14 protein-coding genes are annotated in these 15,994 nt (G+C 43.1%); 7 read left to right on the top strand and 7 right to left on the bottom strand.

What is annotated here, in order from left to right; translation table 11 throughout:
• Positions 1-56: 56 nt before the first annotated feature.
• The 4 genes from C9I43_RS11850 to C9I43_RS11835 form a co-directional block, all read right to left on the bottom strand.
• The gene (locus C9I43_RS11850; protein WP_107883581.1) at positions 57-1,460 is read right to left on the bottom strand and encodes a COG3014 family protein; all 1,404 of its coding nucleotides are present in this window, start codon (positions 1,458-1,460) and stop codon (positions 57-59) included.
• On the bottom strand, positions 1,460-2,017 hold the full coding sequence (def, locus tag C9I43_RS11845) for a peptide deformylase (RefSeq protein WP_107883580.1): 558 nt from the start codon (positions 2,015-2,017) through the stop codon (positions 1,460-1,462). Before def ends, C9I43_RS11850 begins: the two co-directional genes overlap by 1 nt.
• A gap of 63 nt (positions 2,018-2,080) precedes the next feature.
• Positions 2,081-2,293, bottom strand: a complete 213-nt coding sequence (locus C9I43_RS11840) for a SlyX family protein (protein ID WP_076496214.1) — start codon at positions 2,291-2,293, stop codon at positions 2,081-2,083.
• A 9-nt stretch (positions 2,294-2,302) separates the two neighbouring features.
• Positions 2,303-3,253, bottom strand: coding sequence for a WD40 repeat domain-containing protein (locus C9I43_RS11835; protein WP_107883579.1), 951 nt, complete (start codon positions 3,251-3,253; stop codon positions 2,303-2,305).
• A 154-nt stretch (positions 3,254-3,407) separates the two neighbouring features.
• Here C9I43_RS11835 and fkpA point away from each other — a divergent pair, with 154 nt between their 5' ends.
• The 5 genes from fkpA (at position 3,408) to katB (ending at position 10,253) form a co-directional block, all read left to right on the top strand.
• Entirely contained in the window at positions 3,408-4,178 is a 771-nt protein-coding gene (gene fkpA, locus C9I43_RS11830; protein WP_076496217.1) for an FKBP-type peptidyl-prolyl cis-trans isomerase, read from the top strand.
• A 582-nt stretch (positions 4,179-4,760) separates the two neighbouring features.
• Positions 4,761-7,373: an extracellular exonuclease ExeM gene (gene exeM, locus C9I43_RS11825; protein WP_107883578.1), complete on the top strand. Its 2,613-nt coding sequence runs from the start codon at positions 4,761-4,763 to the stop codon at positions 7,371-7,373.
• A gap of 345 nt (positions 7,374-7,718) precedes the next feature.
• The gene (locus C9I43_RS11820) at positions 7,719-8,156 is read left to right on the top strand and encodes a PaaI family thioesterase (protein ID WP_076496223.1); all 438 of its coding nucleotides are present in this window, start codon (positions 7,719-7,721) and stop codon (positions 8,154-8,156) included.
• 82 nt (positions 8,157-8,238) lie between these two features.
• A complete protein-coding gene (locus tag C9I43_RS11815; RefSeq protein ID WP_107883577.1) occupies positions 8,239-8,481 on the top strand; it encodes a YgjV family protein in 243 nt (80 codons plus the stop codon).
• A 296-nt stretch (positions 8,482-8,777) separates the two neighbouring features.
• Positions 8,778-10,253, top strand: a complete 1,476-nt coding sequence (gene katB, locus C9I43_RS11810) for a catalase KatB (RefSeq protein ID WP_107883576.1) — start codon at positions 8,778-8,780, stop codon at positions 10,251-10,253.
• Positions 10,254-10,416: 163 nt separating this feature from the next.
• Here katB and norW read toward each other — a convergent pair whose 3' ends face one another.
• Positions 10,417-11,583: an NADH:flavorubredoxin reductase NorW gene (gene norW / locus C9I43_RS11805; RefSeq protein WP_107883575.1), complete on the bottom strand. Its 1,167-nt coding sequence runs from the start codon at positions 11,581-11,583 to the stop codon at positions 10,417-10,419.
• Positions 11,576-13,084, bottom strand: coding sequence for an anaerobic nitric oxide reductase flavorubredoxin (gene norV / locus C9I43_RS11800; RefSeq protein WP_107883574.1), 1,509 nt, complete (start codon positions 13,082-13,084; stop codon positions 11,576-11,578). Before norV ends, norW begins: the two co-directional genes overlap by 8 nt.
• A gap of 181 nt (positions 13,085-13,265) precedes the next feature.
• Here norV and norR point away from each other — a divergent pair, with 181 nt between their 5' ends.
• Positions 13,266-14,915, top strand: a complete 1,650-nt coding sequence (gene norR, locus C9I43_RS11795; protein WP_258191894.1) for a nitric oxide reductase transcriptional regulator NorR — start codon at positions 13,266-13,268, stop codon at positions 14,913-14,915.
• Between the two features lie 49 nt (positions 14,916-14,964).
• On the opposite strand, the gene C9I43_RS11790 is transcribed toward norR, so the two are convergent.
• Positions 14,965-15,519 (bottom strand): TMEM165/GDT1 family protein, encoded by a 555-nt coding sequence (locus tag C9I43_RS11790; protein ID WP_107883573.1) that lies wholly within the window; start codon positions 15,517-15,519, stop codon positions 14,965-14,967.
• Positions 15,520-15,672: 153 nt separating this feature from the next.
• Between C9I43_RS11790 and C9I43_RS18840 the strand changes: the two genes are divergently transcribed.
• A complete protein-coding gene (locus tag C9I43_RS18840; protein ID WP_146157136.1) occupies positions 15,673-15,978 on the top strand; it encodes a hypothetical protein in 306 nt (101 codons plus the stop codon).
• Positions 15,979-15,994: the final 16 nt, after the last annotated feature.

The raw sequence follows: 15,994 nt of genomic DNA, 5'->3' as shown, positions 1-15,994 counted from the left end.
TTGTGATTGTATAAACCCAATAACACGCGTCTTATCCAAATTCATCTTGCGCTAGACTAGATGATTATTGAATAAATACGGGTGTAATTACCAGTATCAATTGCCCAGACTAGAGTGGTTTTGCCTGCTGCAACATCAATTTTTGCCGGTGGCGCTTTATCTATCTGCAAAGTGTATTCACCTGCGTTTAGATAACGCCGCCCGATTTGTGCTTGTTTTGGAAGCGTTAACCAACTACGGCGGTCAGCTTGCTCTGTTACTACGTTAAAAATCTGCATGGCAATACTTCCGATATTCGCGGCATTATTACCAGGGCTGCCACTTTTTTCAACTTGATAGGCCATTTCCGACTTAGCGTACACCCGAGCCACTTGGCGCACTAACGTGGCGGGCAGTTCTTCTTTCAGTGCAGTGATAGCTAACGCATCTATATTAGCAATTGGTTCTGTTTTCAGCACTGTACCTAAGCCTTGTACTTGCGTCTCTGGTACAAAAGTATTGTTTGGCATATAAGTCGCTAACGACACGGTCTGCCAGTTGCCGTGGATGGTAAAGGGTACTGTGAGAGATTGTTTTGCGGGCACAAAGCCACGCTCGACCATCAAAATAACTTGGCCATCCTGTGGATTAGGTAGCTTAGCATCACCCCAACGGCGTTTAAACTCATCATATTGTGGCATAGCAAGTTGCTTAGCTAGGCGCACAAGATCTTGTTGTAAATAAGTATTATCGGGAGTGATTTGTGCGGCTTTACGATAATCGATATAAGCATCATTAGGCTCGCCCAACACTTCATGCAGCAGACCAGTAGTGTAATAACTGTAGGCGTTTAAGAAGGAGCTGGTCACTGTCCCTGCCGCCTGACCTAGCTTGTTCACTTCGGCATCGATAGTGCCGTTTGCCATGGCTTGTACTGACTGTTGTGATTTTTGATAGCGCTCTTGCTCGCTACTTTGCAGCTCGTTACTGCGACGAACCTCAACTAAAGCGCCTTGATAATCGCCACTAAACAAATAGTTAAGTGCCTGATATTGATGCAACATAATACGTTCATATCCAGGCCCTCGATAGGGGATTGCATTATCGTTTAACACTAAACTACTTGCGGTGGCGCCAATGCCGCTAGCACTAATTTTGGCTTTATCATCAAAGGCGATATAGGCATCGACCGCTTGTTGGTAATATTGTTTACTGCGCGCAAAGTCACCTGCTACTTGGGTTATACGGCCAGCTTCTTGGGCGTAGAGTAGGGCATCTTTACCTGTGATATTACTTGTTAGTTTATCAATATCCGCCAAGGGAGTTGCACTATTAAGTTGCTGTTTAATCGGCTCAATTTGTGCAGGATAATTAATAAAAATACTGTTGTAAGCGCATCCTGATAAGCCTAATACTAAACCTAGCGTTAATACTGGCACTGTAAAAGGTCGGCATAAAGGGGTAACGAAGGACAGTTTCATTATTGTGCTTCACCTTTTACGGTAGTAGGTTGGGTTGACAAAGTGTGTGTTTGTTCTGGCATCCGCGAACGCTCAAGCAAGGTGATCCCTTGAAGGTGATCGAATTCATGTTGAAAAATACGTGCAATAAAGTCAGTTAATTTTGCCTGTTGCCACTCGCCTTGTAAATTCTGATAACGGACTTCAATGGTTTTATGTCTTTGTATGCTAAATCTTTGTCCAGGCACAGACAGGCAACCCTCTTCCCCGCCGACTAAGTCACTCGAAGCATAAACAATGCGCGGATTAACCACCACCACAGGCGCCATGTTCGGTGCATCGGGATAACGTTCGTTGGGGCGTGAAGCCATAATAAATAGGGCTAAAGGGCTGTGTACTTGCGGGGCTGCAATGCCAACACCTTGGGCCGCGGTCATACTGGCAGACATTTGCTCGGCAAACTCAGTAAGCGCCGCGTCAAAGTGTTGCACCGTGATGGCCCGTTGCGTGAGAATGTCTTCACCCACTAACGCTATGGGTAATAAAACGGGAGGTGTGGGTCTTAAAAATGTCAACATCGCATTCCCTGGATATTTTGCGTTGCCCGCCAGTTAATCAAAGTCTTCACTAACAGTATTAGGTTAATAATGTGGTGGCGGCGTTTCTTCAGCCTGAGTGGCCATATTACTCGGCTCCATGTCTTGCAACTTACCAATTAACATATGAATTTGGTGCTGCTGATGGGAGACGAGTCGATTTAACTTGATCACTTCTTGGTTTAATTCTTCGACGGTGAGCTCCTGAAAAGCCAATTTAGTTTCTAGCTCTTCAATCTGTGTTTGTACGCCTTGCATGACTAACCTCTATTGCTGCCAAGTTTCAACTAAGCCTTGGCTACTGATACTAACGATTTTATTGGTATCTCTAATTGCTACTGAGTATACAACGGCTCCTCGACTTTGGCTGTTTTTAGTAAGTGAAATCTGCCATTTGCCGATTTCCTTACCGGTATCTCGTTGCCAGAGTATCACTTCTCTGGCGGGGGTTCCTGTGAGTATTTGGCTATCTTGATTGACAAACCTTACCGCCGAAAAGTTCATTTGCCGGCGCTGAATATCCAGTTTATTTAATAAATTACCACTAGCGCTATCCCAAATTTTTGCTTCATTGGTACTGCCATTGGTAAAGCTTAAACTGCCACTATCGTTAAGTGCCACTTTGGTTATACGGCTGTCTAAGGTCCAGGTATGTAACGGTTGTCCGGTTTGTGCTTGCCAAAGGATTGCTTGCATATCATTTGAGCCCGTTAATGCTATACGGCCATCTGCGGAGAGTGCCACGCTATTAACGCGATCTTTATGACCAAGAAATTGGATTAAAGCACTTTGGGCTGCATTGAGCGACATCACCGAACCATCGCTTAAACCAATAAGCAGCGCACCATTGTCTGCTATTGCGACGCTTTCACCGGATGAAGGTAAAGACCACCAACCTAAAGATTTACCATCGGCAATTTTCCACATAGCGACAGAATCTCGGCTTAGGGACGCGGCAAATATCCCATTGGGAGAAATTGCTGTGCCAGTGACTCCGGTATTGATATTGCCATGTATCCATTGGTATTTAAGTGTATGAGTATTGAGATCCCAACATTGCACTCCGCTACTTTGGGTTGCAACTAGGGCAAATTGCCCATTACTTGACAAGCTAGCGCTATAGCTTGGTTCTGTGGTGAGCACGCTAATATCTTCTGCTTTGGGGTGACAAGCAGCAAGAAGAACCGTACAAATTACCAGCAGTAGGTTTTTCTTCATGAACTTGCTCCCTAAGTTGCTGTCTTTATAGTTGATCAAGTGAGATTAATCACTGTTAACCCGTAAAGAATCTAGTTGGTATAACCGAGATAATTAGGATAAAGTTGTCGCGCTTAGGTTATTGTAACCGCTTGAGGATGCTGAGGAAGCTTTAATGAAATCGATTTATAAATTATCGTTAGTAGCATTGGCCATTATTGGGCTATCTGCTTGTAATAAAGAAGAAAAAACAGAAAGTGCTGGTGCTAATGTTGAGTTAACGACAGAAGCGCAAAAAGAAGCTTACAGTGTCGGCGCTTCAATCGGTCGCTACATGTCAGGTCACATTAAAGAGCAAGAAGAGTTAGGTCTACCAGTAGATCGCACTTTAATTGTCACTGGTTTCACTAATGGCTTGAATGACCAGTTGAAATTAACTGAAGAAGATATGCAAACCATTCTTCAGAGTTTAGATAAAAAACTAAACGATAAGCGTCAGGAACAAGCTACTGCCATTTCTGCAAAAAATATTGAAGATGGTAAAAAATACCTAGAAGAAAATAAAGCGAAGCCTGGTGTTGTTACCACTGAGTCGGGCTTGCAATATGAAGTATTAACGCCAGCAACGGGCGAAAAGCCAGCAGCTGAAGACACTGTAGAAGTGGATTATGTGGGTACTTTACTCGATGGCACTGAGTTTGATAGCTCTTACAAGCGTGGCGAAACGGCTAAGTTCCCGCTAAATCGCGTGATTCCTGGTTGGACAGAAGGCGTTCAGTTAATGCCTGTTGGTGCTAAGTTTAAGTTTGTTATCCCATCAAGCCTAGCTTATGGTGATCGCGATACTGGTACTATTCCACCAAACTCAACACTGATTTTTGAAGTTGAATTAAAGTCAGTTGAAAAAGCAGCCGTTGAACCTGCTGTTGAGCCTGCGAAAAAATAATTGGCCATATAATATAGCCATTAATAATACCGCTCCTTAATGGGCGGTATTTTTTTGTCTTTTAAAAATAATTATCAGAATTCTGACTTAACTTAATACTTAGAATTAACGGGTTTACAGACTTTTATAATGTTTCATTTCTTATTTATTACCGTTGCAGTAAACATATCGCCATCAGTGTTAACTGCAATTACATTTCAAAATAATGAACACTAAATTAAGCTTTAATGATATTTTTATGTATCTAAAGCATCCTGTTTCTTATTTATTAATAAGTACCCCATACCGAATAATGTCTTAAAAATATCATATCAAAATGTTGTTCATAATTTGTTGTATTCAACGACAGATTTCATCTGACATGTATTTTGCTTACTGATTGTTTTTACATGGTTAATGTTTTTAATTTATTATGCTGTTCTGTTTTATGAACAAGCATTTACGCATAACAACTTACTCATCAATATGTTACGTTTGTAATGTGCGAGCTGCACCTCTGTTTTTTCACATCCAACTCTGGAATAATCCCTTTGCACGTTAACAGAACGTTAGCGGTAATATTATAATAATGGGGTTGGTAATATGGAAAATGTTAAAAAATTAACGGCTGTTTCTTTAGCTGTCGCGGCGGCTTTGCCTATGATGGCAAGCGCCGATGTGATGATTACCGAGTATGTTGAAGGTAGCTCAAATAACAAAGCAATTGAACTTTATAACAGCGGCGATACAGCAATTGATCTTGCGGGTTATAAACTGGTCCGTTATAAAGATGGTGCAACCACAGCATTAGATATGGTGGCACTCGATGGTCAATCGATCAAATCTAAATCCACTAAAGTCATTTTAAATACGGCTGGCGCAATTACGCTTCCTCAAGGCGTAGATAGTTACTCTGGTAGTTTAAGCTTTAATGGTGGTGATGCCGTTGCTCTGCTTAAAGATGATGCAATTGTTGATATTATTGGCGATGTGCCAACTCCTGTCGGTTGGGGATTAGACGTTACCCTAAAGCGTAAGTTAGATTCATTAATCGCCAATACAGTATTCAACGCGGCGCAGTGGGAACAATTACCTAAAGATACCTTCTCCGGTTTAGGTTCACTAGACACGCCGGCAGAGCCAGAAACTCCCGTCTTTAGCTGCACTGGCGCTAAAATTGTACCTATATATCAAGTGCAAGGTGCGGGTGAGTCTAGCCCGTATGTTTCTGAAGGAGCATTTGAATCTGAAGCTGAAGTGACCGTGCGCGGCGTAGTTACTGCCCGCGGCGAAAGTTTATTTAAAGGTTTTTATTTACAAGAAGTTAAAGGTGATAACTCACCGTATACCTCCGATGGCGTATTTGTATTCTTAGGTGAAGCCGTACCTGAATCGATTCAACCAGGAGTCGAAGTTTGCGTACAGGGTAAGGTAAAAGAATACTTTGGCTTAACTCAAATCGATATTAAGGCCGATAAAAAATTTGAAGTCGGCGCTAAAGGTGATGTTCCTGCCCCAGTACCATTTTATGTGGCCGATGGTGAAACGTTAGCCCAAGCGTTAGAGCGCTATGAAGGTATGAATGTTGTGTTAGATGCGGGTAGCGATCTTAAGATTAGCCGTACCTTTAGCTTTGACTATGCAGGTAGCCGCAACAACATGTTAGTGTCTTATCAAGCGCCTTTGATGAAACCAACACAGTTATACCCTGCACTTTCTGCTGAAGCGACAGCGTTAGTTAAGTCTAACCTAGAAAACCAACTTTTTATTGAGTCCGATTACAAACCTGCCGATGGCGAGATCCCATACTTCCCCGATTTCAACGTGGAAACGGGTTACATCCGTGTGGGCGATCAACTGACTAATCTGCAGGGTGTTATTGGTTATAGCTACGGCGCTTATCGTTTAGTGGCAACTAACAAAATTACAGCGGGTGATTTTATTCGTGGTGATGACAGAACCGATGCGCCCAGCGTTGCGACTAAAGGTGATATTCGCGTTGCCAGCTTTAACGTGTTGAACTTTTTTAACGATGTCGATGGTGGCAACACCAATCCATCTGGTAGCAATCGTGGCGCATTAACGCTTGAAGAAATGGTGTTGCAACGCACTAAAATTGTTAGCGCAATTACTGCCATGAACGCCGATATTGTTGGTTTGATGGAAATTGCTAACAACGGTTTTGGCGAAAAAAGCGCGATTAAGGATTTGGTTGATGCGCTGAATGACAAACAAACGCCTGAAAATGCTTATAGTTTTGTTGAAATTGCAGATGCCGATAAATATGACGGTCAATACTTTGGTACTGACGCGATTACCGTCGGCATGTTATATCGTGGCGGCAAAGTGGCCTTAGCGGGCGCAGCCCAAACGATTATAACCCCTGAACAATATGCTAGTGCTGGTTCTGTCACGCGCACTAAAGATGATAAAGCTGAGGTAAATCCGGGTAACGATGCTTACCAACGTCACAGCTTAGCGCAGGCATTTAAGATCCATAACGAATCCTTAACTGTTGTTGTTAACCATCTCAAATCTAAAGGTTCAGGATGCTTAGAAGATTGGATTAATTTCGAAGACTCAATTGATCCAGCCGATCAACAGGGCAAGTGTAATGCTTTCCGTGTATCCGCGGCTAAAGTGTTGGGTGAAACGCTAAAAGACGTTAAGGGCGATATACTGGTGATTGGTGATATGAACGCCTACGGTATGGAAGATCCAATCCGAGTGCTGACTGACTTTGATGCGAGCAAGTCAGATCGTGACATCATGACGGCTTCTTGGACGACGCTTGATGGCAAAGTGTTTGAACGCCAAGGTAGTAAGATTGAAAAAGGTTATGGCTTGATCAACCTCAACACTAAAGCTCATGGCGTAGGCACATATTCTTACAGCTATAACGGTGAGTTAGGTAACTTAGACCACGCTTTAGCTAATGCTAGCCTTGCTAATCGTTTAGTGGATATTGAGGATTGGCACATCAACTCAGTAGAATCTAACCTGTTTGAATATGGTAAAAAGTTCTCTGGTAAGTTGGCCAAATCTGAAAATGCTTTCTCGGCATCAGATCACGATCCTGTGATTGTTGCCTTAAGCTATCCTGCCCCTGTTGTGACCCCCACACCGACACCTAAACCTAAAAATGATGGCGGTGCTTTGGGCTACTTAGGCTTAGCCTTACTATCCCTGTTTGGTTTGCAGCGTCGTCGCCGTTAGGCTGGCTTGTGCTCACAAGGTAAATTTGTGAGCTAAACTGATAAAAAAGGATGGGAAACCATCCTTTTTTTATTGTTTTTAACGCCTTATTTTTAGATATTGGTGTATTAATGACACCGGACAAATATATTTTGAATAGGCTTGGCATATCAAATACCGTGGTGATTTAGGTCTCTTTTAGCTTGATTTAGCCACTGTAGGTAGTTGCAGCCCTAGTCAGTTTGAGTCGCTTTTATACTTAGGTTAATAACATGAAGGTTAATAACATGAGTATAAAGTAAATAAGTTGAACTTCATCCACTTCGCAGTAAACTGCAGATTGGTTTTATTGACTAGGAAGTTGCAATGAGTATTTGGTTTAGACCCATCACCTTAGAAGATTGTGTGCGTTTAGACGCTGGGATGAGTGGTAAAGGCACATTAATGCAGACCTTAGGGATAGAAATTAGTGAGATTGGTGACGATTATTTAAAGGCAACGATGCCAGCAAGCCCGGCGGTGCATAATCCTTTGGGCATAGTGCATGGCGGCGCGAATGTTGCTCTTGCTGAAACGGTTGCCAGTTATGCTGCAAATTTTGCGGTTGATTTTGAACAATATTATTGCGTTGGACAAGAGATTAACGCCAACCATCTACGCGCTTCTCGTAATGGCGTATTAACGGCTACAGCTAAGCCTATCCATTTGGGTAAACGTAGCTCAGTGTGGGAAATTTTAATCCACAACAGTGCGGGTGAATTGACGTGTATTTCTCGTATGACTGCAGCGGTTGTTAAACGCTAAACGCAATAGACTAGCCTACTGCCAGTAGTGTGAGTAGCGTATCAATCGTTTGATCTAAATAACATCTGATTAAGGATTCGCTATGGATAGTGCAACAATTTGGGAATGGATTGGTTATTTAGCTTCGGTGGTAGTAGCAATTTCGCTGATGATGTCAAACATCAAAAAGTTACGCTGGTGGAATCTCATCGGCGCAGCTTTATTTGTGGCGTATGGTATCGCAATTAGTGCTTATCCCGTTGCCTTAGTTAACTTTTTTATCGTATTAATTGATACGTATTATTTGATTAAGCTTTACCGTGAAACCGACTCACCCGCTCCTTAACCCCAATCTATACCTTCTGTTTGCTCGTATCTAACCAGCCCCTTTGATTTTCGATAGTCGCTTATCGCAGCTCTGGGGCAGCTTAGCTTACGCCATCGTTTAATTGTCTTATCGTAATAATGTTTAATCTTATTTGCAGATTGTTTGAATCTATTTTAATCGCTTTATTATTTTGCGGTGATTATCTATTCTTGTTCCATCGACAACACGTCGCCCGCCAAGGAGACAAGCCATGGCTACTGTTTATGATCTAATTGAAACGTGGTTAATTACCCATCAAGATTGAGGAACAAGATATGAGTCAACAGAATTTAACAAATCAGTACTTAACGAGCCAAAATGGTGCCCCCGTTGCAGACGATCAAAACTCTCTGTCAGCCGGTGAGCGCGGGCCTTTATTATTACAAGATTGGCATCTGATTGAAAAATTGGCCCATTTTAACCGTGAACGTATTCCTGAGCGTATCGTGCATGCTAAAGGTACCGGTGTATATGGCACATTTACGCTGACTAAAGATTTAAGTGATTTTACCATTGCCGACCATTTCAATGGTGTGGGCAAGCAAACTGAAACCTTTATACGTTTCTCTACCGTGGGCGGCGAAATGGGTTCTGCCGATGCAGAACGCGATCCACGCGGCTTTGGTCTACGTTTTTATACTACTCGCGGTAATCACGATATTGTGGGTAACAATACGCCAACGTTTTTCATCCGTGATGGCATAAAGTTTCCTGACTTTATTCACACGCAAAAACGTAATCCGCAGACCAACTTGAAAGATCCTCAGGCTATATGGGACTTTTGGTCGCTAAACCCTGAAGCCATGCATCAAGTTACGATTTTAATGTCGGATCGTGGTATTCCGGCCAACTACCGTCAGATGCATGGTTATGGTTCACACACGTTCTCGCTATGGAATGCCAAGGGCGAACGTTTTTGGGTGAAGTTTCACTTTAAATCTCAGCAAGGCGTGGTCAACTTAAGCAATGAGCAGGCAGATAAATTAAAAGGAATTGATCCTGATTCATCCCAGCGCGATATGGTAGCGGCGATTACTGATGGTAATTTCCCGCGCTGGAGTGTCAATGTACAGATTATGCCCGAGGCAGATGCGAATACTTACGCAATTAACCCATTCGATTTAACTAAGGTTTGGCCACATAGCGACTATCCATTGCTTGAGATTGGTGTGTTAGAACTGAATCGCATGCCACAAAACTACTTTGCTGAAGTTGAGCAAGTGGCATTGGCACCGAGCAATTTAGTGCCCGGCATAGGCGCCTCGCCAGATAAAATGTTACAAGCGCGTTTGTTTGCCTATGCTGATGCTCAGCGTTACCGTATAGGTGCTAACTACAACCAGTTACCGGTAAACTGCCCACACGCAGCTAAGGCAAATCATCATCAACGTGGCGGTGCTATGGCAGGTACACAATGCCCGTTTAGTCATAGTCAAACCGGTGGTGATGCTAGTCCCAACTATGGCCCAAACAGCACCCCATCGGCCTTAGTGGAACCGGTTAGCTTTACTGAGCCACCACTTCGATTAGAAGGTGAGGCTGCGCGTTATAGTCGTTATAACCAAGACGATTATACTCAGGCGGGTAATTTGTATCGCATCTTTAGTGAAGACGAAAAAGCACGTTTAGTAGCGACTATTTCAGGTTCCCTGTGCCAGGCGAGTTTAGATGTGCAGCAACGCATGGTAGGGCATTTCACCCAAGCCGATGCTGATTACGGCCAACGTATAAAGCAAGCGTTAGGTTTATAGAGTATTAGTCATACTTATATAATGGCTTAAATGAAAAAACCGAGGTGATATTCACTCTCGGTTTTTTACCTTTAAATAGCACCCATTAAATAGCGTTCATTCGTTGATTAATAGGCAAGTAATGTCTAAATCAATGTCAAATCAGGTAATGCCAACGCCGTCATTAAGCTGCAGCGAGCACAGTATTAGGGCTATTGAGTTGCTTTAATAATCCAAAAGCTTGTTTCATTTTATCTTCTGTTACGATAAATCCGAGTAACATTTCATCTGCATCTAATGCTTTAATACAGGTGCCTTGGGCATCAATATCGACTCGCCAGCGGTGAACGTTACTAACCGTAATACCGCCTAATTGCATCGGTAATAAGGGGGTTTTTACTTTAACGAGCATCGCAGGGAAATTCACCGCAGTGGCTTGATTTAACAAGGTGCTTGCCAGTGCGTTGGCACTCAGTAATGCTGGTTGCAAATAGGCCATGCTTTGACCATTGATGTGAGCACAGTCTCCTAGTGCATAAATATCGCTATCACTTGTTTGTAAGTACTCATTAACTATGATGCCTTTATTGACCTCAAGACCCGCATTTTGCGCAAGTTGGCTGTTAGGTATTAGGCCTGCTGCGCAGATCACCGCATCACAAGTAAAGTGCAGGTCGTTATCGAGACTTACAGCAATACTGCTATCTTGGTGTTGCAGTTGACTTACCCTAGTTTGTAATTGCACGGTTACCCCTTGCTTGGCTAACACCGCAGCAAGTTTTTGGCTTAGCATCTCAGGCAATAAGTTTGCCATTAGGCTTGCCTGCGGGTCGACTAAAAAGACCTGTTTACCCGCAGTCGCTAGATCCATTGCTAACTCAACTCCGACTAACCCCGCGCCGATAACGAGTACTTTTGCTGCACTACGTATATTGGCTTGGCAGGCTTGATACTCGCTTAAGCTGTTAAATGTATGAATAGCATTAATGGCATCGCCACTCATTTTAGGAATAAAAGGCCGTGCGCCTGTAGCGAGCACTAACTTCTCATAGGCGACTTCGCGGCCCTGAGTGCAAAAGACCACTTTGCGATCTTTGTCTATGTGAGTGACCTCACTGTGATTGAGCAAATCAATTTGTTGTTCTGTAGCAAACTCTGCGGCCGTTAATTTAATCAGATCTGCCGCCATTTGCTGGCGACTAAATACATGGCTTAAATCTGGTTTATGGTATTCATCACCCGAGTCAGCGGTAATCAAGGTAATAGCCTGCTCAGTGTTTAATCGGCGTAGCGTTTTCACTAATTGATACGCCGCAAAACCACTACCAATAATGACGATAGTTCTAGGCATGGTTCACCTCACTTTTCTTTACCGCAAAGACGCTTTTACCAAGGCCACATTCAGGGCAGAGGAAGTCATCAGCCACTTGTGCCCAAGGTGTACCAGCCGCGACATCTTGATTGGGCTCACCGTCTTTAGGATCGTAAACCCATTGGCAAACAGTACAAATCATAGATTGTGCATCATCCACTACAAGGCTTGCATTTTTTACTGGCGCTGGCGTAATGGCAGGTGCTGCGTTTTGATTAACGGCTTGACTAGGTTTAGACATAACCTGATTGATAATCGAACGACTATTTGCGCTGTCGAGTGGGCGCAATGCCCATTCTTTGGCAATACGTTGTCCGTGTTGACGGCATTCTTGCATCGCGTCACGATCAGGGCGCCATTTAACTTTTAAGCCGACAGAGGTTTCAAATCCAGCATCCATTAAACGGGTATGAATTCTATCGACAGCGCCACCATTCCAGCCATAACTACCGAAAGCTGCGGCTTTTTTATTACGAAAGCGTAAGCCAGTGATTTCTTCTAACATAGCGGCAATTTTAGGCATCATCACGTTATTCATAGTGGATGAGCCCACCAAAATACCTTTAGATCTAAATGCTTGTGCTAGGATTTCATTTTTGTCATGGCGGGCAACGTTATATACTTTTACTGCAACATTTGGGTCAACATCATGAATACCTTGGGCAATGCCATCTGCCATCATACGGGTGTTGTTTGACATAGAATCGTAGAAAATAGTGATGCGGTCTTCTTGATAAGCATCAGCCCAAGCCAAATACTGGTGAATAATTTGCGCAGGATTGTCGCGCCACACAATACCGTGGGCTGTCGCAATCATATCTACTGGTAAATTAAAGCTTAATACTTCGTGGATTTTAGCGGTTACTAGGCTGCTAAATGGCGTTAAAATATTGGCATAGTAACGTAGACATTGTTCCATCAATTCATTTTGGTCGACTTCATCGTTGAAAAGACGCTCATCACAATAATGTTGACCAAAGGCATCATTACTAAACAAAACCGCATCCTCAGTCAGATACGTCATCATGCTATCAGGCCAATGCAGCATTGGCGCTTCAATAAAAATCAGTTGCTTACCATTACCAACATCGAGACTGTCGCCAGTTTTAACGGTAATGAAATTCCATTCTGGATGGTGATGGTGACCTACGATAGAGTCGACAGCATTTTCAGTGCAATAAATCGGTGTATTAGGGATTTTGGCCATGAGAGCCGTTAGCGCGCCGGAGTGATCTTCTTCGGCATGATTCATCACAATATAATCGATATCGTTTAAATCAATTTCAGCTTCAAGGTTTTGTAAGAATTGCTGACTAAAGCGATGATCAACCGTATCAATTAGCACGGTTTTTTCTTCGCGGATCAGATAACTGTTATAGCTCGTGCCTTTGGTGATTTTATATTCAGTACCATGAAAATCTTGAACTTCCCAATCGCGTTGACCAACCCAGTGGATATTGTTTTTTACATGAATTGTCATAAATACACCTATTAGATAAGAAAGATACGTTAGAGGATCAGTATGTTATAGCCGCGGCTTAACTCTCTGCTTCCCTTAAGTTTGCACTTCTCATGCCAAATTCGTAACTAATTGAAATGTATCCGTTATATATTTAAATGCAAATGTCAGTGTCATTATGACTATTGAGTGCGGTATCATAATGACAGTGTTTGTTGTCATTATGATACCGCGAGTCTTTAATATGTATGTTCAAGCCGATCTCACCCAATTAGCATTAGATTTAACGATTGGTCTTTCAGCCGAGGATAGATTCGAGCGCTTGCTCGCTGTTGTAAGGCGCCGGGTTAATTGTGACGCAGCAGCCTTACTGGTTTTTAAGGATCAGCAATTTATTCCGTTGGCGATTGATGGCCTATTTACTGAGGTGTTAGGGCGGCGGTTTAAGATTAGTGAACACCCAAGATTAGAGGCCATTGCCCGTGCGGGTGATGTTGTACGCTTTCCTTCTGATAGCCAACTACCTGACCCATATGATGGGTTAATCCCTAATCATAGCGATAACTTACAGGTGCATGCGTGTATTGGCTTACCGTTAATCGCCCATGATCGCTTGATTGGTGCATTAACTATCGACGGTTTTAATCCACAGCAGTTTGATAGTTTTAGTGATAGCGAACTGCGAGTGATCAGTGCACTTGCCGCAGCCAGCTTAAATACGGCTTTGTTAATGCAAAAGTTAGAATCTCAAGTCGTGGAAGTATCAAGCGACACCGAAGTACTAAATCGTCATGCTAGCCAGCAGGAGATTATTGGGCAATCGACTGAGATCCAATCGTTAAAACAACAGATTAGTGCGGTAGCCAACACCGATTTATCGGTTTTAATCACTGGTGAAACCGGAGTAGGTAAAGAGTTAGTCGCAGCGGCGATACATAATCAATCGACGCGAGCCGATAAGCCCCTTATCTATTTAAATTGTGCAGCACTGCCAGAATCCGTTGCTGAAAGTGAACTCTTTGGGCATGTCAAAGGCGCGTTTACTGGCGCGATTAGTCACAGACAAGGCAAGTTTGAATTAGCCAATAATGGCACTTTATTTTTAGATGAAATTGGCGAGTTACCTTTAAGTTTACAGGCAAAATTATTGAGGGTTTTACAATTTGGTGAATTACAGCGGGTAGGCAGCGATAAGAGTCTAAAAGTAAATACTCGGATTATTACGGCAACTAACCGTATTTTACATCAAGAGGCGACAGAGGGCCGCTTTCGCTTTGATCTCTATCATCGTTTAAGTGTGTTTCCTATTCATGTTCCGCCATTGAGGGAGCGTGGCCGAGATATTGTGCTACTCACAGGTTTTTTTCTGGAACGCTGTAAGACGAAGTTGGGGCTTACCCATGTGAGTATCACGCCATCAGCACAGTTATTATTAGAACAATATGCCTGGCCGGGTAACGTGCGCGAATTAGAGCATGCGATACACAGGGCTGCAGTATTAGCTAAAGCCGAATTAAAAACCGCGTATATCAGCTTAAGTGATAAACATTTTCAGTTTGATCCTGTGGTTATTCAACCCCAAGTTAATGTGAGTAATGATCCAGCGGTGCAAGTCGTGCCCGTGGTGCAAGCCATTGAGGCCCCATCTGCAATAGCGGCCGAATTTCGCGAATCGTCATTATTAGATACCACAATACTAGGGCTTAAGGCATCAACTGAGGCTTATCAGCGTCAACTTATCCGTCAAGTTTTAGCTGCCAATCAACAAAATTGGGCGATGTGCGCCAGAGTCTTGCAAGTCGATACCGGTAATTTACATCGACTCGCAAAACGGTTAGGTCTGAAAACGTAAAAAATTAAATGGCGATGTTTTATCTCCACTTACTTGAATTATGCAGCTCTTAGACAAACAAGGTCGCTACCCCTAATAAAGCAAATAACATCGCGCAGGCACGGTGTATCCATAGCATGGGTAATTTATCGGCGCTGAAATGCCCCACAATCACTACCGGTACGTTAGCAAGCAACATACCTAAGGTTGTACCAGCAACCACCATAGTTAATGAATCGTATTTTGCGGCTAACACTATCGTGGCGATTTGTGTTTTATCGCCCATCTCGGCGATAAAAAATAGGATAAAGGTGGCTAAAAATGGGCCCATTTTATAAAAACGGCTCTCTTTTACATCGATTTTGTCGGGGATTAATACCCAAAGGGCGATGGCAAAAAACGATGCGGCAACTAAATAACGTGCGACATCTGGGCTGACCCAATTGATCGCCCATTGGCCAAGCCAAGCTGCGGCAAAATGGTTGATTAGAGTCGATAAAAACATGCCTAAAATAATCGCAGTTTTATTCTTAAATCTCGCAGCGAGTATAAGGGCGAGTAATTGAGTTTTATCACCAATTTCGGCAATGGCAACCGTAAAGGTTGAGGAGAGTAGGGCTTCCAAGTGTGATCCTTTAGGGGTGGTTAAGACATAAGCACAATAAACTGTCCACCCCTAGGTGCAGTTATCATGCTCAGGTCTTGCCGGGCAAATCATTGATTTGCTGTGAACACCATGGCGTATGGCCAAGTATGTTGATGTTCACCCTAGATGACGATGGCTCGAAATCCAGTTAGCTACTCCCCCGAAGCGAGGCGGGCATTATACCTAAGTGAAATGCGCTTTCAAGCGGAAGTGGATGAAAGTGGGTTAAATGATGGCAAGTTTGTGTTTTTTCGTTTATCGCCTCGCTATAAGCTTGTTACTGTATTTAATGCCATTCATCTTTGTTCACAACTGGCTTGCCCACTGGGTTTGGCTCTGTTAATGTCCCAAACAATTTATTTAATCGATATCATTATCGGTTTGTTAATTTGGATAATCACCATTGAAACTCATGCCATTTTTCAGCGCTCGATTTAGTTAGCCTCAATGGCGA

The organism is Shewanella morhuae (genome assembly GCF_003028295.1).
Taxonomy (GTDB): domain Bacteria; phylum Pseudomonadota; class Gammaproteobacteria; order Enterobacterales; family Shewanellaceae; genus Shewanella; species Shewanella morhuae.
The sequence above is the reverse complement of the archived record's forward strand: the minus strand, read 5'-3'. Positions and strand labels throughout refer to the sequence as shown.

Bases quoted from the DNA above. Each gene is read 5' to 3' on its own strand.
- C9I43_RS11850 (WP_107883581.1), bottom strand. From the start codon at position 1,460: ATGAAACTGTCCTTCGTTACCCCTTTATGCCGACCTTTTACAGTGCCA.
- def (WP_107883580.1), bottom strand. From the start codon at position 2,017: ATGTTGACATTTTTAAGACCCACACCTCCCGTTTTATTACCCATAGCG.
- C9I43_RS11840 (WP_076496214.1), bottom strand. From the start codon at position 2,293: ATGCAAGGCGTACAAACACAGATTGAAGAGCTAGAAACTAAATTGGCT.
- C9I43_RS11835 (WP_107883579.1), bottom strand. From the start codon at position 3,253: ATGAAGAAAAACCTACTGCTGGTAATTTGTACGGTTCTTCTTGCTGCT.
- fkpA (WP_076496217.1), top strand. From the start codon at position 3,408: ATGAAATCGATTTATAAATTATCGTTAGTAGCATTGGCCATTATTGGG.
- exeM (WP_107883578.1), top strand. From the start codon at position 4,761: ATGGAAAATGTTAAAAAATTAACGGCTGTTTCTTTAGCTGTCGCGGCG.
- C9I43_RS11820 (WP_076496223.1), top strand. From the start codon at position 7,719: ATGAGTATTTGGTTTAGACCCATCACCTTAGAAGATTGTGTGCGTTTA.
- C9I43_RS11815 (WP_107883577.1), top strand. From the start codon at position 8,239: ATGGATAGTGCAACAATTTGGGAATGGATTGGTTATTTAGCTTCGGTG.
- katB (WP_107883576.1), top strand. From the start codon at position 8,778: ATGAGTCAACAGAATTTAACAAATCAGTACTTAACGAGCCAAAATGGT.
- norW (WP_107883575.1), bottom strand. From the start codon at position 11,583: ATGCCTAGAACTATCGTCATTATTGGTAGTGGTTTTGCGGCGTATCAA.
- norV (WP_107883574.1), bottom strand. From the start codon at position 13,084: ATGACAATTCATGTAAAAAACAATATCCACTGGGTTGGTCAACGCGAT.
- norR (WP_258191894.1), top strand. From the start codon at position 13,266: ATGACAGTGTTTGTTGTCATTATGATACCGCGAGTCTTTAATATGTAT.
- C9I43_RS18840 (WP_146157136.1), top strand. From the start codon at position 15,673: ATGGCTCGAAATCCAGTTAGCTACTCCCCCGAAGCGAGGCGGGCATTA.